17 protein-coding genes (1 of these 17 running past the window's edge) are annotated in these 17,753 nt (G+C 63.5%); 7 read left to right on the top strand and 10 right to left on the bottom strand.

What is annotated here, in order from left to right:
- Nucleotides 1-61 carry the 5' portion of a CBS domain-containing protein gene (locus tag ATN00_RS03970; protein ID WP_062062420.1) on the bottom strand. Its footprint begins 368 nt before the window's first position, so 61 of the gene's 429 nt are visible here — the first part of the coding sequence; its start codon is at nucleotides 59-61; the stop codon falls past the left edge of the window.
- Nucleotides 62-133: 72 nt separating this feature from the next.
- On the opposite strand from ATN00_RS03970, the gene ATN00_RS03965 reads away from it, so the two are divergent.
- Both ATN00_RS03965 and ATN00_RS03960 read left to right on the top strand, forming a co-directional pair.
- Nucleotides 134-433, top strand: a complete 300-nt coding sequence (locus ATN00_RS03965) for a hypothetical protein (RefSeq protein WP_062062417.1) — start codon at nucleotides 134-136, stop codon at nucleotides 431-433.
- Nucleotides 426-803: an acyl-CoA thioesterase gene (locus ATN00_RS03960; RefSeq protein WP_062062414.1), complete on the top strand. Its 378-nt coding sequence runs from the start codon at nucleotides 426-428 to the stop codon at nucleotides 801-803. Before ATN00_RS03965 ends, ATN00_RS03960 begins: the two co-directional genes overlap by 8 nt.
- A 15-nt stretch (nucleotides 804-818) precedes the next feature.
- Here ATN00_RS03960 and ATN00_RS03955 read toward each other — a convergent pair whose 3' ends face one another.
- The 6 genes from ATN00_RS03955 to hisS form a co-directional block, all read right to left on the bottom strand.
- Nucleotides 819-2,270, bottom strand: coding sequence for a DUF4139 domain-containing protein (locus ATN00_RS03955; RefSeq protein WP_156415214.1), 1,452 nt, complete (start codon nucleotides 2,268-2,270; stop codon nucleotides 819-821).
- Between the two features lie 71 nt (nucleotides 2,271-2,341).
- Nucleotides 2,342-3,751, bottom strand: coding sequence for a DUF4139 domain-containing protein (locus ATN00_RS03950; RefSeq protein ID WP_062062409.1), 1,410 nt, complete (start codon nucleotides 3,749-3,751; stop codon nucleotides 2,342-2,344).
- Nucleotides 3,752-3,896: 145 nt separating this feature from the next.
- Nucleotides 3,897-4,649, bottom strand: a complete 753-nt coding sequence (locus ATN00_RS03945) for a DUF4167 domain-containing protein (RefSeq protein ID WP_062062406.1) — start codon at nucleotides 4,647-4,649, stop codon at nucleotides 3,897-3,899.
- Nucleotides 4,650-4,954: 305 nt separating this feature from the next.
- On the bottom strand, nucleotides 4,955-5,776 hold the full coding sequence (gene prmC / locus ATN00_RS03940; protein ID WP_062068381.1) for a peptide chain release factor N(5)-glutamine methyltransferase: 822 nt from the start codon (nucleotides 5,774-5,776) through the stop codon (nucleotides 4,955-4,957).
- Between the two features lie 11 nt (nucleotides 5,777-5,787).
- On the bottom strand, nucleotides 5,788-6,879 hold the full coding sequence (prfA, locus tag ATN00_RS03935) for a peptide chain release factor 1 (RefSeq protein WP_062062403.1): 1,092 nt from the start codon (nucleotides 6,877-6,879) through the stop codon (nucleotides 5,788-5,790).
- The gene (hisS, locus tag ATN00_RS03930) at nucleotides 6,879-8,141 is read right to left on the bottom strand and encodes a histidine--tRNA ligase (RefSeq protein ID WP_062062400.1); all 1,263 of its coding nucleotides are present in this window, start codon (nucleotides 8,139-8,141) and stop codon (nucleotides 6,879-6,881) included. The genes prfA and hisS overlap by 1 nt, the downstream gene beginning before the upstream one ends.
- 149 nt (nucleotides 8,142-8,290) lie before the next feature.
- Between hisS and ATN00_RS03925 the strand changes: the two genes are divergently transcribed.
- Both ATN00_RS03925 and ppa read left to right on the top strand, forming a co-directional pair.
- On the top strand, nucleotides 8,291-10,222 hold the full coding sequence (locus ATN00_RS03925) for a M61 family metallopeptidase (protein ID WP_062068379.1): 1,932 nt from the start codon (nucleotides 8,291-8,293) through the stop codon (nucleotides 10,220-10,222).
- Between the two features lie 35 nt (nucleotides 10,223-10,257).
- Nucleotides 10,258-10,797 carry an inorganic diphosphatase gene (gene ppa / locus ATN00_RS03920; RefSeq protein ID WP_062062397.1) on the top strand — a complete coding sequence of 180 codons (540 nt, stop codon included), beginning with the start codon at nucleotides 10,258-10,260 and terminating at the stop codon, nucleotides 10,795-10,797.
- A gap of 66 nt (nucleotides 10,798-10,863) precedes the next feature.
- Here ppa and yczR read toward each other — a convergent pair whose 3' ends face one another.
- Nucleotides 10,864-12,327 (bottom strand): MocR-like transcription factor YczR, encoded by a 1,464-nt coding sequence (gene yczR, locus ATN00_RS03915; protein WP_062062394.1) that lies wholly within the window; start codon nucleotides 12,325-12,327, stop codon nucleotides 10,864-10,866.
- Between the two features lie 171 nt (nucleotides 12,328-12,498).
- The gene (locus ATN00_RS03910; RefSeq protein WP_062068377.1) at nucleotides 12,499-12,990 is read right to left on the bottom strand and encodes a hypothetical protein; all 492 of its coding nucleotides are present in this window, start codon (nucleotides 12,988-12,990) and stop codon (nucleotides 12,499-12,501) included.
- Between the two features lie 86 nt (nucleotides 12,991-13,076).
- Between ATN00_RS03910 and gyrB the strand changes: the two genes are divergently transcribed.
- The 3 genes from gyrB to ATN00_RS03895 are packed head-to-tail and all read left to right on the top strand — an operon-like array spanning nucleotide 13,077 to nucleotide 16,682.
- On the top strand, nucleotides 13,077-15,584 hold the full coding sequence (gene gyrB / locus ATN00_RS03905; protein WP_062062391.1) for a DNA topoisomerase (ATP-hydrolyzing) subunit B: 2,508 nt from the start codon (nucleotides 13,077-13,079) through the stop codon (nucleotides 15,582-15,584).
- Between the two features lie 4 nt (nucleotides 15,585-15,588).
- Nucleotides 15,589-16,152 (top strand): DNA-3-methyladenine glycosylase I, encoded by a 564-nt coding sequence (locus ATN00_RS03900; protein WP_062062388.1) that lies wholly within the window; start codon nucleotides 15,589-15,591, stop codon nucleotides 16,150-16,152.
- Nucleotides 16,149-16,682, top strand: a complete 534-nt coding sequence (locus ATN00_RS03895; RefSeq protein ID WP_420496691.1) for a COG3650 family protein — start codon at nucleotides 16,149-16,151, stop codon at nucleotides 16,680-16,682. The genes ATN00_RS03900 and ATN00_RS03895 overlap by 4 nt, the downstream gene beginning before the upstream one ends.
- Before the next feature lie 191 nt (nucleotides 16,683-16,873).
- Here the strand turns inward: ATN00_RS03895 and trhO are convergent, their stop codons facing one another.
- A complete protein-coding gene (gene trhO, locus ATN00_RS03890) occupies nucleotides 16,874-17,731 on the bottom strand; it encodes an oxygen-dependent tRNA uridine(34) hydroxylase TrhO (protein WP_062062382.1) in 858 nt (285 codons plus the stop codon).
- Between the last annotated feature and the right edge of the window lie 22 nt (nucleotides 17,732-17,753).

Genomic DNA, 17,753 nt, shown 5'->3' with positions numbered 1-17,753 from the left:
CTCCCGACTGCACCTGAACGACATCGCGTCCCTTATATTGCAGAATCGCAGCGACCGTCATGACCCCTCCTCCTTTTCAATAGATTGTGCGTCACATCTTGATGATCCCACTTTCACTCCCCAAAGAAAAGGGATGAGACGCAAGGAAGCTCTGGATGATCCGCATATAGCGGCCACGGCATGGTCCCGGTTTCGCCGGGTCATGGCGTGGATGGCCCTGGGCGGCGCGCTTTGCGTGGTCCTGGCGCTCGCCTTTCTCACCATATGGACCGGTCCCATGCCGGTCCATATGGTGATAGCCACGATTATCGGCGTATGGTTGACCTTCATGCTGGGCACGGGCCTTATGGCGCTGGTCTTCCTGTCCAGCGGGACGGGGCATGACGAACAGGTGATGGACCGGATGAAGGACGAATTTCCCCTTGATGACTGATCCCGAACGCGAAGTAGTGCTGCGGGTCGTTCCGCACATCATCGACATCAACAGCAACGGCCATATCTTCGGCGGATGGGTGCTCAGTCAGATGGATATTGCGGGCGGCATCGTCGCGGGGCGAATCGCGCAGGGGCCAGTGGCGACCGTGGCGATCGAAAGCATGAAGTTCATCTCCCCCATCCTGCTGGGCGATATAGTGTCGCTCTATGCTTATGAGGAACGGCGGGGCCGCACGTCCATCGGCATCCGCATCGATGTGGCGGCGACACGCGGCAAGGACCAGCGCAAGGTCGATCTTACCAGCGGACTCTTCACTTTCGTGGCGCTGGATGAGCATCATCGCCCGCGCCCCTTGCCGACAGGTTAGACGCCAGCACTTCTTCTATTCGCGAACCCGATATTCCAGTGAAGCGGCCCCGTTGGCGGGAATAACGGCTTTCCATAACCATCGCCCGTCGCGCCGGGCAAGTCGACGCGATGGAGAAACCAGTCTGGCCCCTTCAGCATCGGCGATCTCGATTTCCGCCGTCGCGGGGGAAGAAGCCGCATTGGCCAGGGTCAGGCGCATCCCCTTGCCCCACCTCTCCTGCACAATGGTCTGTTGCGTGGTTTCTCCCGCTTCGACACGGATCGTTTCGCCTTTGGCATAGTCGCGCATCTGCGAATCCGCCAGCAGCAGCGATTCATCGCCGCGCGGCGCGAAAATGGCGATGCCGCCCGACGGCAAAGGCACGCCCGCCCCCCGATCTTCCCTGTTGTCGAACCGTATCATGCGGTGGAGGGGGCGTGGCTGCGGGCTTTCGTCCGAGGCCAGCAGCTGCGCGGCATAATAGGATTCAAAAGCGATGCTATCCCTGTGCAGCAGCGCGACCTGCTTTTGCGCGTTGGGATTGATGTCGACAGCCATCGGCACGCGATAAAGTTTGAGGTCGCCCAGCTCTTCCTGCCGGGCGACACGCTGCGACGTTACGACGATATCCTCCGCCATCCGCGCAGCCATCATGGCCGGGGCGGCCATCGGAGGCGGGGCAGGTTGCGGCGCGCCGCCCATCCAGCCGGGGGCAGCAGCATAGCCTTCAAAGCGCCAGCATCGCAGCATCAGCCGGGGAGACGGCGCGTCTTCCACTAGCGCATCATAATCCGACGTCCGGTTCAGGCGCCCGGCCACGGCAAGCAGGCTGGCCTGCGGAAAAGCCGTCTGGTTGCCATTGGCCACGGTCAGCCATGCGAACAGGTCCATCGACCGTCCATCGGGCCTGATCCGCGCCACATAGTTCGCCGCCCAGTCGAAGCCGGTGGCAAGGTATGTCAGCGTCACCTCCGTCTCGGCCGCAGCCGGACTGTTGGTCGTTACCGACAATGTAGGACGAATCGACAAATCGGGCGGCAGCGAATCATAGGTGACGGTTTCCGGCAGGCCGGAGCAGCGCAGCCCCTCCACGCCCTGCTGCGTTTCCAGCACCAGCGCTTCACTGGAGGCGGACCGGATGATGGCGTCCTGCTCCGTCACCTTGCCCGTCGCCGGATCGGTGCGGCGCAGGTGGACGGTGCGCCCCAGCGTGCCGTCGACCAACGCCGCGGGCGAAAGCAGTTTCGCGTCACGGTTTTTCTGGACGACACCGCCCGGTAGCCCCGTGACGACGGCACTGACCGCGATCATCCCATCAGCCACGCCTTCGAACCGGATCGTCGATTCGCCTGCCGGAAGCGTGATTCGCCTTTTCTCGCTTATAAGAGCGAAGCCTTCCGGAAATCGGGGATCGATTGCGCCTTCGCCGCGATCGGGATTGCGATAGACGGTCACCGATGCCGATTCGGCCAGGGTCGATGTCACAACGGTATGCGCTCCGACCGATGCCGGAAACAGGGCAAGCAACGGAAAGAGCCAGCGCCGCACGAAGCTGGTCAATAGCGGGTTTCGAAGACAGCCGTAACGGTCGCCGTCCCATTGGCGGGAACCGTCACCGTCCAGCGCGCCGCATTGCTGTTGACCCGGCGAGACGGCTGGCTTTCATTGACGATCCGGGTGTCATCATAAATGAAATCGAGGCCGGACTGGGTGAGTTCGACCGTGACCGGATCGGCCTTGGCATTGGTCAGGTCATAGCGCATGTGCGACCGCCATTTGGCCGGCGACAAACGCTCGCGCTGTTCCACCACCGGCTTCACCTTCACATCAAAGGCACCGCCGGTGGACAGCGCGAGTTCGCTCCCCATCGGCGTATGGTCCACGCTGTTTTCACCAATGAATTGCGGCGCGCCCGATGCATCCTTCATGTAAAAGCGGACCGTCCCCGCAGGCAGCGCATCGCCCAGCCCGCCGGTGCGCGAGGTGGAAAAGGTGACGACGCTGCGCGCGCTCTGCGGTTCGTCGGAACTGCCCAGCCATGCATTGTCATAGGCATAGCCCGCCTCGGCTGGAACGGCCTGCACATCCAGAAAGCTGACCTGCTTGGTCTGCCGCTCCGCAATCGTCGTGCGGGCGGCCAGCGGATAGAGATAGAAATCACCCAGCTGCTCGCGCGCGGCCGTTTCGGTTCCGGCGGCGCGGATATTGGTCCGGCGCACGGGCGTATAGCGCGCCGACCCACCCTGATTGACGCTGCCCGCCACCAGCAGCGTCCGGGCATTGTCATAGGCCGTACCCGAATTATTAGTAAGCGTGATCCAGCCCTGCACGTCGATCCGGCCTGCCTTGGCATCGAACAGCGCGACATAATCCGCACTCCAGCCCAGACCAGGGGTCAGATAGCGGATCGCGGCCGGACGCGTTCCGGCCCGCGCGCTGTCCACCGTCACGGAAAGGGTCGGACGCGCCCGCAGATTGGCGGGAACACGGTCGAAAATGACGCGCACCGGCAAACCATCGTCGCGCAGCACCTCTATCCGGCTCCCGATCTGGAGCACCGTGCCGCCATTGACACCCAGCACCTTGGCCTGTTCCCGCACCTCTGCGCCGGTCGCGGGATTGGTGCGGACAATGGTGACGGTCTTGCCCACCGCCTTTTCCATCAGCTTGGCCGGGGACAGCAGATCGAAATCGAAATTCTGCTCGACGATCGAGGCGCCGTCCGCCGCAAAGGAGAGGGTTTCTGGGCGAATCTGCGCGGACACGTCGGGAAACTCGATCTTGCTGACGCCCGATGGAATGGCGATCTGCCGCACGTCCTGAATAAGCGCGAGATTATCGTTATAGATGGTGACGGATACATCGCCCTGCGCCGAAGCACCCGTCGGATCGGAAGAGGAAGGCTGCGCGAAGGCGGCGACAGGCAAAGCGAACAACAAGGTGGAAAACAGACGAACGGTGTGCATCAGGATCGGCTCCCTCCCCGGCGGCTGATCCGTTCTGCCTCATTACGGCCGATATGCAAAGCGCACAAAAAAAGGGGATGACCGGAAATCCGCCATCCCCTTTTCTTTTGGTTTCGATGGTCGCGATCGAAGCGCGAGGCGGCGATTACTCCGCCGCCTGGGTCGCCGCACGAGGGCGACGGGTGCGCTTGCGGGGCGCTTCGTCTTCCGGTGCCTCGCTATCATTGTCGGCCCGCGCGATCGACGGGGGCAGCACAGCAATATCCAGCCCCTCGGCCTTTTCCTCCGCCGCCTTGGCTGCATCCGCCTTGCGTGGACGACCCCGGCGGGGGCGTGGCGCTTCGGTTTCAGGCTGAGGTTCCGGCGCGGTCACGCCGGCCGGCGAAACATCCTGCGCGGGCAGCGGCTGCTCGGGCGTTTCGGCAGCGGCCGGACGTTCCCGGACGTTCCGGTCACGCCGCTCACGTCCTTCACGGTCGTCGCGCCGTTCATCCCGGCCATCCCGGCGGCGGTGATGGGGCTGGTCAGCGCGCTCATTCGGCTGCTCGACATGCGCGCCTTCGCCCTCGTCGCCCGCATCGACATCTTCGCCATCATCGTCGAAATTCTCATCATAGCGGCGGAAGCGCTGTTGCTGCTCTTCCTGCCGGGCGCGATTGTCGGCGAGGACGCGGAAATAATGATCGGCGAACTGAAGATAATATTCAGCGTTCACCCGATCGCCCGCCATCTGGGCATCACGCGCCATATTCTTATATTTTTCAAGAAGTTGTGCCGCGTTTCCCCGCGCGCGACTGTCGATCCGGTTCCCGTTGTCGCCGCCGCCCCGGTTGCCATTGTTGGGACGCCCGTTGTTCCGGCCGCGATTGCGGCGACCGGCCTGCCTGTTGTTGATCAAGACCTGGTCCTTGCGTTCACTATGATAAAATTTACTGAAGACACTGTTCAGTCGCCATTCCCCAGCTCGGCCCGCTTATCAGGCCGTATAGCTCCGCCGGACAGAGATCCGCATGGACCCTTGCCCTTAGCTGCCAGAGGCATCGGCATGCCGCGCCATCGTGACTTTAAGAAGCGGGAAGACGGCCATTTCCATCAGCGGCCTAGCGGCCAAACCCTTAAGACAGAGCCGTCCCTCAGGTCCATGTAGTGTCTTTGATCCCATAAACCAAGTGATTTTCGCTTGCGTCCCCGCAATTCCTGCCATCAACGGAGAACCGGCTTGCGAACCACAAGGCACCGATCATGTCCGGCAAGATCGCGCCGAACCTCGACAAGCAATCCCGCGGCGGAAAAGAGCGCTGAAACGCTCTCCCGCTGGTCATATCCGATCTCAATCGCCGCCATGCCGTGGGGCCTCAGCAAATGAGGCAGTTGAGGGGCGATGCGGCGATAGTCGTCCAATCCCTCAGCCCCGGCGAACAATGCGCCTTCCGGCTCGTGCAACACATCGCCCGACAAGGCTACGCTCCTGGCGATATAGGGCGGATTGACGAGGATGAGGTCGAATGTTTCCCGAACGCCTTCCGCCCAATCGCCGATGCGGAAGGCCGCTCGCCCGGACAGACCGAGGCGAGCGGCATTCTCTTTCGCCACGGCCAGCGCGCCGGACGATATGTCGATGCCCAGACCGCGCGCCATCGGCCATTGATCCAGCGCGGCGAGCAACAAGGCGCCCGACCCCGTGCCTAGGTCGAGCACATCGGCAGGCGCATGGTTCCCAAAATGCTCAATCGCCGCCTCGATCAGCGTTTCGCTGTCGGGCCGCGGGATCAGAACGTCCGGCGTCACCCGCAGGCTGATGGTCCAGAAGTCGCGAACGCCCGTGATATAAGCAACCGGCTCCCCGGCGAGGCGGCGTTCGATCAGCCGGTCAAACGCAGCGGGAACGGCAAGGTCGCGCTGACGCAGGAGCAGATCGCCCCGCGTCAGGCCCAACGCATGTGCGAGCAGCAGCTCCACGTCGAGACGGGGCGTGTCGCTCCGCGCGCCGAGCAAAGCCGCCGCAGCGCGGAGCTTTTCGGCAATCGGCGCCACGATCAGCCCACACCATCCAGCTGGGCAAGGCGCGCGGCTTCATCCTCCGCCACCAGCGCGTCGATGACTTCGGACAGGCCCGGCCCTTCCAATATCTCCGGCAGGCGGTGGAGGGTCAGGTTGATGCGGTGGTCGGTGACGCGGCCCTGCGGGAAATTATAGGTGCGGATGCGTTCCGAACGATCGCCCGATCCGACCATCGCCTTGCGCGCGCCGGCCTGTTCGCTCTGGGCGCGGTCGCGCTCCAGTTCGTAAAGACGGGCGCGCAGCACCTGCATCGCCTTCGCCTTGTTCTTGTGCTGGGATCGCTCATCCTGCTGCGTCACGACAAGGCCGCTCGGCAAATGGGTGATGCGGACGGCGGAATCGGTCGTATTGACATGCTGACCGCCAGCGCCCGAAGCACGGTAGATGTCGATCTTGAGGTCGCCGTCGGCGATCTGGACGTCCACCTCCTCCGGCTCGGGGAGGACCGCGACGGTCGCGGCGGAGGTATGGATGCGGCCCCCGCTTTCGGTAACAGGCACGCGCTGGACGCGATGGACGCCGCTTTCGAACTTCAGCTTGGCAAAGACGCCGATGCCGGTGATGCTGGCGACGACTTCCTTGAAGCCGCCGACTTCCGCGGCATTGGCGGACATCATCTCCATCTTCCAGCCCTGCGAATCGGCATAGCGTTGATACATGCGGAACAGGTCGCCCGCGAACAGCGCTGCCTCATCGCCGCCGGTGCCGGCGCGGATTTCCAGCATGGCCGGGCGCGCATCGGCCGAATCACGGGGCAGAAGTTGCAGCGCGAGGGCACGCTCGGCGGCGGGCAACTGCGCCTTGATATGCTGCATCTCTTCCTGCGCCAATTCACGCATGGCGGGGTCGACCTCCGCCCCCTCGCCGCCCGCCATCTGCTCCAGCGCGAGGAGTTCCTGCCGCAACCGCCGCACTTCATGCGCGGCCCTCGCCACCGGCTCGATCTCGGCATATTCCTTGGAGAGCCGCACAAACTCGTCAGGAGGCAGGTCGGCGCGCGTCATCGACGCTTGCACTTCGTCCCTGCGCGCTTCGATCTGCGCGATGCGTTCGGCGGAGATGTGCATCAGAGCGCCGTCAGCTTGCCCACGATCGTATCCAGCGCCACCGCCTGCTGTTCACCTGTGCCCAGATTGCGGACGGATGCTTCGCCGCGCGCCAGTTCATCGTCGCCCAGGATCACGGCCCAGGCCGCCCCACTCGCATTGGCGCGCTGCATCCGCTTCTTCATATTGCCACGATAACCCATATCGCAGGCGACGCCGGCGCGGCGCAAGTCGGCGATGATGCCTGTCGCCTTGGCTTCCGCCGCCTCACCCATCGGGATGACGGCCACGTCGATGCGGGCGATCTCCGGCAGCTCGACCAGCATCGCGAGCCGCTCGATCCCTGCCGCCCAGCCGACCGCCGGCGTGGCGGGACCGCCCAGATTTTCGATCAACCCGTCATAGCGCCCGCCACCCAGCACCGTGCCCTGCGCGCCCAGCCTATCGGTGATGAACTCGAACGCGGTGTGCCGGTAATAATCCAGCCCGCGCACCAGCCGGGGATTGCGTTCCCACGCCACGCCCGCCGCGTCGAGGCCGCTCGTCACTTTCTCGAAGAAGCCGCGCGCTTCGTCGGTGAGATAAGCATCAATGTCCGGCGCGCTGTCCGCCACGGGGCGATCGCGCGGGTCCTTGCTGTCGAGGATACGCAGCGGATTGCGATGGAGGCGGTCGAGGCTGTCCTCCGAAAGCTGTTCGCGGTGCGCCTCGAAATGCGCGATCAGCGCGGCGCGCCAAGCCTCGCGGCTGTCCGCATCGCCCAGCGTATTGAGAGTGAGCGTCACGCCTTCGGATACGCCCAGTTCCCGCAGCAACTGATCGGCGAAGACCAGCAGCTCCACGTCCGCGCCCGGCTCCCCCGCGCCGATGATTTCGGCATCGAGTTGGTGAAATTGGCGGAACCGGCCCTTTTGCGGGCGTTCGTAACGGAACAATGGGCCGTGCGTCGCGACCTTCAGCGGCGCATATTGCTGCCAGCCTTCGGTAATATAGGCGCGCGAGATACCCGCCGTGAATTCCGGGCGCAGAGTGATGCTGTCGCCGCCCCGGTCCTCGAACGTATACATTTCCTTTGACACCACGTCCGTGCTCTCGCCCAGCGAGCGGGCGAACACCACCGTTGCTTCGAACACAGGGACTTCCACGCGCTCAAAGCCATAGAGCCGGCGCACCCGATCAAAGGTCGCGACCACATGCGCGAAACGCTCCTGGAACGCTTCGGGGGTGCCGCCCAGCATGTCCTGCGTGCCGCGCACCGGGCGCGGCGTTTCTATTTTCGCCATGGCACGGGCCCTTAACCGCAAACAAGCTGCAAGGAAACGCGCTTTTTTATCGCATAATGTCGTCAGGCCGTTGCAGGGTGGACGAGGCCGCTTCGCGCCGCCATGCTGACGCCATCAGGCCGACCGGCCAGTCCTTTTCGGAGACGTCCATGATCCGCAGCCTTGCTGCCGCCCTTTGCCTTTCCACCGCCGCCGCCAGTCCGCTCCAGGCGCAGGAAGCGATCCGTTCCAAACCAATGGCCCTGCCCGTCAACGACGCCACGCCCGCGCCGAAGGATGTGCCCTATCCCGGTGGCACGATCCGGCTGGAGGTGGACGCGACCGATACGGTGCAGCGCATTTTCCGCGTCAAGGAAACGATTCCCGTCGCGGCCAGCGGTCCGATGACCCTGCTGATGCCGCAATGGTTGCCGGGCAATCACGCGCCGCGCGGGCAGATCGAAAAACTCACTGGCCTTACCTTCACCGCCAATGGCAGGCCGCTGGCGTGGAAGCGCGATCCGCTGGATGTCTACGCCTTTCAGATCGACGTGCCGCCGGGCGCGAAAGAGGTCGCCGCCCAGTTCCAGTTCCTGTCCGCCACCGCCCCCAATCAGGGCCGCGTCGTGGTGACGCCCAAGATGCTCAACATCCAGTGGGAAGCGGTGTCGCTTTATCCCGCCGGTTATTTCACCCGCCAGATCCCGGTGCAGGCAACCGTCGCCTATCCCGCCGGATGGCAGGCCGCGACCGCTCTGCGCGGACGGCGGAGCGGCAACAGCGTCGCCTATGACGTGATCGACTATGAAGCCTTGCAGGATTCGCCGGTTTTTGCGGGAAGCCATTTTAAGGCCGTGGACCTTGGTAGCGATGTGACGCTGAACATCGTCGCCGACGATGCGGACGAACTGGACTATAAGCCGGAGCAGATCGCCAAGCACAAGAAGCTGGTGGCAGAAGCCAAGGCGCTGTTCGGCAGCATGCATTTCGATCATTATGATTTCCTGCTCGCCATCACCGACGAGATGGGCGGCATTGGCCTCGAACATCACCGCTCATCGGAGAATCAGGTCGAGCCGGGCTATTTCAAGAATTGGGATTCGGGCGAGGCGCTGCTGGACCGCAACCTGTTACCGCACGAATTCACCCATAGCTGGGACGGCAAGTTCCGCCGCCCGGACCTGCTGTGGACGCCCGATTTCCGTACCCCGATGCAGGACAATCTGCTGTGGGTCTATGAAGGGCAGACGCAGTTCTGGGGCTATGTGCTGGGCGCGCGGTCGGGCCTGTTCTCCAAGCAGGAGACGCTGGATGCTTATGCCCAGATCGCGGCGAAACTCGACACGGCAAAGGGCCGAGAATGGCGGCCGATGGAGGACACGACGCTCGACCCCGTCATTTCCGCGCGCCGTCCGAAAGGCTGGGCGAGCTGGCAGCGGTCCGAGGACTATTATAATGAAGGCCTGATGATCTGGCTGGAAGCCGATGCGATCCTCCGCCAGCAGACGAAGGGCAAGAAAGGTCTGGATGATTTCGCCCGAGCCTTCTTCGGCATCAATCCGGGCGATTGGGGACAGGTCGTCTATAATCGGGGCGATGTCATCAAAACGCTGAACGATGTCGCGCCCTATGACTGGGCGGGCTTCTTCCAGAAACATGTGGATGGCACGACGCGGGAAACGCCCAAGGGCGGCTTTACGCTGGGTGGCTATCGCCTTGCCTATGGCGACACGCCGGGCAGCATCACCAAGGCCGTCGAGAGCGCACAGAAGGTCGTGGACCAGAGCTTCGGCCTCGGCCTCACAGTCAAGAACAGCGGGGAAATCGCGTCCGTGGTCTGGGACAGCACCGCTTTCAAGGCTGGCCTTGCGGTCGGTTCCACCATTGTTGCGGTGAACGGCAATGAATATTCAGCCGATGTCTTCAAGATGGCGATCAAGAACGCTACCGACGCCAGAACGCCGATCCAGATCATCGTCAAGCAGGACAAATATTACCGCACTTTGTCTCTCGCATATTCAGGAGGCCTGCGCTATCCGCGCCTCGAAAAGACAGGAGAGGGTGAAGGCAGCCTCGACCGGCTGCTCAAACCGAAAACATAATCACCCGCAAACCCACGCGAAACAAAGGCCACATCATGAATATCGAACTGATCCCGGTCGGCGACGATCCGCCCAACAGCCTGAACGTCATCATCGAGGTTCCGGTCGGCGGCGAGCCCGTCAAATATGAGTTCGACAAGGCATCGGGCGCATTGTTCGTGGATCGTATCCTGCATACGCCGATGCGCTATCCCGCCAATTACGGCTTCGTGCCGCACACGCTGTCGCCCGACGGCGATCCGCTCGACGCGCTGGTCATCGCGCGCTCGCCCTTCATTCCGGGCAGCGTCGTGCGCGCGCGGCCCATCGCGGTGCTCAATCTGGAAGACGAAGCCGGCGGCGATGAAAAGCTGGTTTGCGTGCCGGACGACAAGACCTTTCCCTATTATACCGATGTAGGTGAGAAAGACGACCTGCCCGGCATCGTGATGCAGCAGATCGAACATTTCTTCACCCACTATAAGGATCTGGAAAAGGAAAAGTGGGTGCGGATCGGCACATGGGGCGGGGCAGAAGATGCCCGCCGCATCATCCTTGAAGCGATCGAACGCTATCGGGACAGCAAGAAGGCCTGAACCTTCTGCCACTATGTCTCGCAATAAGGGCCGCGGCGGCATGTCTCCGCGGCCCTTATTCATGCCTTAAATCAACCGGTCCGCTTCCAGGGCCAGGGCCGGCGTATCGCCGCCCGCCGGCGTCCGCGCATGGAGCCGCGCGTCGGCCTGCGCCAGCCGTTCAACGCCAATGGCCAGCTGCTCTTCCGGCAAGGCGAAGGGCAGGCGCAGGAATCGTTCGAATGCGCCGCTGACGCCGAAACGCGGGCCGGGCGCGATCCGCACGCCATGGCTTTCAGCCAGCGCCGCGAGCGCCGTGGCTTCGGCGCGGGGCATTTCCGCCCACAAGGACAGGCCGCCCGCAGGCGATTCGATCCGCCAGTGCGGCAGATGCCGTTCCAGCAGCGCCAGCAGATGATCGCGCCGGTCCCGCAGCAGCGCCGCGCGCGATCCCAGTCCTTCCCCCGCATCCAGCAGATGTGCGACCGCAAGCTGCTCTACGACCGGGCTGGCCATGTCCATCGTCGTACGCAGCCGCCCCAGCGCCGCGATGGTCTGCGGATCGGCGCGAATCCAGCCGACGCGCAGCCCGCCCCAATAAAGCTTGCTTGCCGAACCTAAAGTAATGACCTGCCGCCCCGAAGGATCGTGCACCGCGACCGGCGCGGGCGGGGTAAAGTCCAGACCCATCGCCACCATCGTCTCGTCGATGATGAGCGGGGTATGCGTGGCGGTCGCGACTTCCACCAGCGACCGGCGCGTCACCGGGTCCATGCTGCGGCCGGTAGGATTGTGGAAATCCGCGATCACATAGGCAAAGCGCGGCGCCGTCTGGCGGAAGGCCGCTTCCATCGCGTCAATGTCCCATCCCTGCATGGGGAGGCCCACCGGCACAGGCACGACATGCGCGCGTTGCAACGCCTGGATCACATTATGATAGGTCGGGTGATCGATCACCACCCGGTCGCCCGGTCCGGCCAGCCACTGTATGAGCAGGGAGAAGCCTTGCTGCGCGCCATTGGTGACGATGATCTGGTCCGGGCTGGTGGGACAGCCGCGCCGCTCAAAATCCGCCGCTATGGCGCGCCGCAACGGCGGCAAGCCCAAGGGATCATAACCCAGGTCGCCCAGAAAGGCGGGCAACATCTCAACCGCCGCCTGAATGGCGCGGCCCACACCGGGCGCGGCAGGAAGGGCCGCATGCGTCCAGTTGAGCAGATTGCCTCCGTTCGCTGCATCAATATCCGGCAGAACGGGCGCGATTCGACCGGCGGGCAGGCGGGTCACGCTGCCCGATCCCTGACGGCTTTCCAGATAGCCTTCATCCCGTAACCGGTCGAACGCGGCAGCGATCGTCGTGCGGCTCAACCCCAGCGCAGCCGCAAGTTCGCGTTCTCCCGGCAAGCGGACGTCCAGACCGACGCGGCCATCCAGCACCAGCATCCGCAAAGCCTGCGCCAATTGGCGGTAGGCTGGTTCCGGACTGTTTTCAGCGCGCCATGCGCCCAAAAGGCGGAGCAGGGAAGGTGGCCTGAGAAAAGATGTGGACATGGCAAACGGATCCAATTTTGCATGATGACCGCGCCATTATCGAACAATGGCCATTTTGTAAAAGGCCATTGGCAGGGATTTAAGACTGTAATTGGAAAATCACGGGCGAAACGGGCCCACTGGGATGTTTCCTTCCGGCAGTCGAGGGGAGATCGACCATCCGGGCATGACCTAACCAGCGATCAGGCGTATGAACGCGCTCGATACCCAACCGCTTTCGCAGGGGCCGTCATAGGGTTGCTTGCGGTCCACGGGAGAGGAAACGCCGCAATCCTCCGGACCGGCGGCATTCTCCGCCGTCTGCGCTGGAACGGCCGGGGGAATGACCACGCCCAGCCATTTCTGGTCGAGGCTGCGGGTGCAGATGAACGCCCGGCTGCCTTCCGCCATTCGCCTGGTTTCCTGCGCTTCGTCAAAGGGCGCGGCGCGCACCGCCAGTCCCCTTGCGCCTGCCCGGACCACCTGCCCCAACCCGCCGCAGGCGTCGAGGCGTGAGCCGTCCTCCCCAATGGTGACAGGCCTTGTCAGGTGGGATTCCAGACGGGTTTCCGGCACGCTGTCCCGCGGCGCGCCCGCTATCGAGCTGTTGGGCAATTCCTCCAGCACGTCGCTGCTGTCGGAACAGGCGGAAAGGAGAAGAAACAGGGAAATCAGGCTTCGCATCATCCCGTGATAGACCGTGCCATCGCCAAGCGGAAGAAGGCATGTTTCGCTTTAGTTTCGCGGCCCGACTCCCTATATGCTCGTGTATGAGCGAGGAAACCCAGAACAGCCCCAACAGCAACAGTTACGGCGCCGACAGCATCAAGGTCCTCAAAGGGCTGGATGCCGTGCGGAAACGCCCCGGCATGTACATCGGCGACACCGATGACGGGTCCGGCCTGCATCACATGGTGTTCGAGGTCAGCGACAATGCGATCGACGAAGCGCTCGCCGGGCATTGCGACCGAATCCTCATCACGTTGAACCCCGAAGGGTCGATCAGCGTCGAGGATAATGGGCGCGGCATCCCTACCGGTATCCACAAGGAAGAGGGCGTGTCGGCCGCCGAGGTCATCATGACCCAGCTTCATGCCGGCGGAAAGTTCGAGAATACATCCGATGATAACGCCTATAAGGTGTCGGGCGGCTTGCACGGCGTCGGCGTGTCGGTGGTGAATGCGCTCAGCGAATATCTGGACCTCAATATCTGGCGGGACGGCCAGGAGCATTATATGCGCTTCGCCTATGGCGACGCAGTCGCTCCGCTCAAGGTGATCGGCGCTGCGCCCGAAGGCAAGAAGGGAACGCGCGTCACCTTCCTCCCTTCGATCGAGAAGGTTCCCGGAGACGGCGGCACGTTCAAAAACCACACGGAATTCGATTTCGAGAAGCTGGAGCATCGCTATCGCGAACTGGCGTTCCTCAATTCGGGCGTGCGCCTGTTCCTGATCGACGCGCGGCATGAGGAGAAGAAGGAAGTCGAGCTGTTCTATGAAGGCGGCATCGCGGCCTTCGTCAAATATCTGGACCGCAACAAGACCGCGCTGATGCCCGATCCCATCGCCATTGCAGGCACCCGCGACGATGTAACCATCGACGTCGCGCTGGAGTGGAACGATAGCTATTATGAAAATGTCCTGTGTTTCACGAACAACATCCCGCAGCGTGACGGCGGCACCCATCTGGCGGCGTTCCGCGCGGCGCTGACCCGGACGCTCAATAATTATGCGGACAAGTCGGGCCTTTTGAAGAAAGAGAAGGTGTCCCTGACCGGTGAGGATATGCGGGAAGGGCTGACGGCCATCGTCTCGGTGAAGCTGCCCGACCCCAAATTCTCGTCCCAGACCAAGGACAAACTGGTATCGTCCGAAGTGCGCCAGCCGCTTGAAAGCCTGATGGCCGACAAGATGGCGGAATGGCTGGAGGAAAATCCCGCGCATGGGCGCATGATCGTGCAGAAGGTGATTGACGCCGCCGCCGCCCGCGAGGCCGCGAAGAAGGCGCGTGAGCTGACGCGGCGCAAGGGCGTGATGGACATCGCCTCCCTGCCCGGCAAGCTCGCCGACTGTCAGGAACGCGATCCGGCCAAGTCCGAACTGTTCCTGGTCGAAGGCGATTCGGCGGGGGGGTCGGCCAAGCAAGGCCGCAACCGGCACAATCAGGCGATCCTGCCGCTCAAGGGCAAGATCCTGAACGTGGAACGCGCCCGTTTCGACCGGATGCTGTCGTCCAAGGAAATCGGCACGCTGATCCAGGCGATGGGCACGGGCATCCGCGACGACTTCAACCTGGAAAAGCTGCGTTATCACAAGATCGTCATCATGACGGACGCCGACGTCGACGGCGCGCATATCCGCACGCTGCTGCTGACCTTCTTCTATCGCCAGATGCCGCAGATCATTGAGGCGGGCCATCTCTTTATCGCTCAGCCGCCGCTCTACAAGGCGACGCGGGGGCGGTCCGAAGTCTATCTCAAGGACGAAGCCGCGCTGGAGCAGTATCTTGTCGACAATGGCGTTGAGCATATGGCGCTCGACACCAGCGGCGGCACGCGAACGGGCGAGGACCTGCGATCGCTGATCGAACATGCGCGGCGGATGCGGGCAGTGATGCGCTATGTGCCGCGCCGCTATAATCCTGCGATCATCGAGGCGCTGAGCCTCAATGGCGCGCTCGATCCCGAACTGTCCAACGCCGAACAGGCCGCGCGGCTGGCCAGCAGCGTCGCGTGGATGGGCGCGCAGGACGAGGAAGGCAAATGGAGCGGTCGAATCGCGGAGGAGGGCGGCTTCCACTTCGAACGGCTGTGGCGCGGCGTCACCGATCATCATGTCATCGAACATGGCTTCATCGGATCGGCCGAGGCGCGCAGGCTGCACGCCATCGCGGCGGAGGAAGCGGGCAGCTATCTGACGCCCAGCCGTCTGGTAACGGCCAAGGCCGCGCTGGCCGCGGAAGAGGCGGGCGAGGATGACCTGCCCGCCGCGACCAAGGGTTCGAGCATCGTCACACGGCCGAGCGAGCTGCTTGACGCAATTCTGGCCGCCGGGCGCAAGGGGCTGGCGATCCAGCGCTACAAGGGGCTGGGCGAGATGAATGCCGAGCAGCTTTGGGAAACAACGCTGGACCCCGACAACCGCTCCATGCTGCGGGTGGAAGTCGAACAGGCGGACGTGGCCGATGAGATTTTCACCCGGCTGATGGGCGATGTAGTCGAACCACGGCGTGAGTTCATTCAGGACAATGCGCTGAACGTCGCCAATCTGGACGTCTGATCCCGTGCGCGATGCGGATCGGCCTCGCTGCGTCTGGGTGGGGACGGACCCGCTATACCGCGCCTATCATGACGCCGAATGGGGTGTGCCGGAGCGGGATTCGCGGATGCTCTGGGAAACGCTGATGCTGGAGGGATTCCAGGCGGGCCTCTCCTGGATCACCATCCTGCGGAAGCGGGAGGGGTTCCGCGCTGCCTTCGCCCAGTTCGACCCGGACAAGGTGGCGGCCTTCGATGCGGCGGATATAGAGCGGCTGATGGCGGACCCCGGCATCGTGCGGGCGCGGGCGAAGATCGAGGCGACGATTCGGGGCGCGCAAATCTTCTGCGAGATGCGAGACCGGGGCGAAGCTTTTTCCGACTATATCTGGTCCTTCGTCGGCGGCGCGTCGATCAGAGGCGATGGCGTCACCGTCCACGCCCAGACGCCTTTGTCGGCGGAGATTTCCAAAGACCTCAAGAAGCGCGGCTTCAAGTTTGTCGGGCCGACCATCGTCTATGCGTGGATGCAGGCGGTGGGGCTGGTGAACGACCATGCCGCGCATTGCTTCCGGCGGGACGCGGCGTGAGGGGCGCGCTGCCCTTGATGCTGGCGCTGGCGCTCGCGGGATGCGGGGGGAAGGGCGAGAGTCCGGCCGCGAATAACAGCGCGGGTGCGGTGGTGGCGCCGATTGTCGATGGCGGTGAAACCCAGAATGAAATGGCGAAGGGAAAGGGTTTGGAAAATCCTGTTCCAACTGTTCCAACTGTTCCACGTGAAACGCCGCCGGTCCCTGTGTTGGAAACAAAAGCCCCGGAAAGGGCGGAATATCGTGCCATCGGGACGGAGCCTTTCTGGGCGGTGACGGTGCGCGGGTCGGTGGCCACGCTGCAACGGCCGGACAAGGTGCCGATGCGCTTTGCCGTAGAGCGGGAGGATGACCGGCGCACCCTTCGCTACCTGGGCGAAAGCTTCACCATGACGGTCAGCCAGGGGCCGTGCAGCGACGGGATGAGCGACGCCATCTGGTCCGACCGGGTGCAGATCGCGTTCGGGGAAGGCACTCTAAAAGGGTGCGGCGGGGAACGGGATGACGATCCGGAGGCTGAAGGCCTGTAGACCATCCCAAGGCGGCATTTGCCTTACCTTCGCGCGGTGGAAGGGCTATGTTCCGCGCTATCCTGCGGGCGGCACATACCCCTCATCCAGCTATGGCCAGGCAGCAAGCTGCCAAGCCTGAGCAACCTCGGCCCGCGTCACGCGCCTTTAGACCGCCCTCAAGGGACGGGGGATTAACGTTACGCCCCGATCTACCCAAAACCCTGGCCACGCCGCTTTCCACCGTCACATTGCGGGGCTTGCGGCTTCGCGCATATATGGTCCGTGCCGCGGGGATAGGGGTGGCCGCAGGCGCGGCAGGCTATGTGGGCGCCGGGCTTCAACCCATGGCCCACCGCCACACGGTCGTCGAAGACATAGCAGTCGCCCCGCCAGCGGCTTTCGGGTTCCGGCACATCTTCCAGATAGCGCAATATGCCGCCGCGCAGGTGATACACCTCTTCAAAGCCGCGCGATTTGACGAGCGCGGTCGATTTTTCGCAGCGTATGCCGCCCGTGCAGAACATCGCGATCTTTGGCTGACGCCCTTCATCTCGCAGCTTTTGCGCGAAATCGTCGAACCAGGCGGGGAAGTCGCGGAAGGAGCGGGTGCCGGGGTCGACGGCGCGCTCGAACGTGCCACAGGCAACTTCATAAGCGTTGCGGGTGTCGATGACGACCGTGTCGGGATCGGCGATCAGCGCATTCCATGCGGCAGGGTCCAGATAATCGCCAACCTTGTTCGCCGGGTCGAGATCGCCCGCGCCCAGCGTCACGATCTCCGCCTTCACCTTGACTTTCATGCGGGCGAAAGGAGCCTCCGCCGCCGCCGCATATTTGACGTCGAGGCCGGCGCAGCCGGGCAGGGCGCGGATATGGGCGACCAGGGCTTCGATGGCCCGCGCGCTGCCCGCCACGGTGCCGTTGATCCCCTCCCGTGCGAGGATCAGCGTGCCGCAGGTGCCCAATTCCCCGGCGCGGGCGCGCAGCTGCGCCGCCAATCCCTGCGGATCGGGGAAGGTCGCGAAGCGGTAAAGCGCGGCGATGATATAAGGCGCGGTTTCGTCCATGGCGCGCCTATAGGGGTTTCAT

This window comes from Sphingobium baderi (genome assembly GCF_001456115.1).
GTDB lineage: Bacteria > Pseudomonadota > Alphaproteobacteria > Sphingomonadales > Sphingomonadaceae > Sphingobium > Sphingobium baderi_A.
This window is presented reverse-complemented; position numbering and strand designations above follow the sequence as displayed.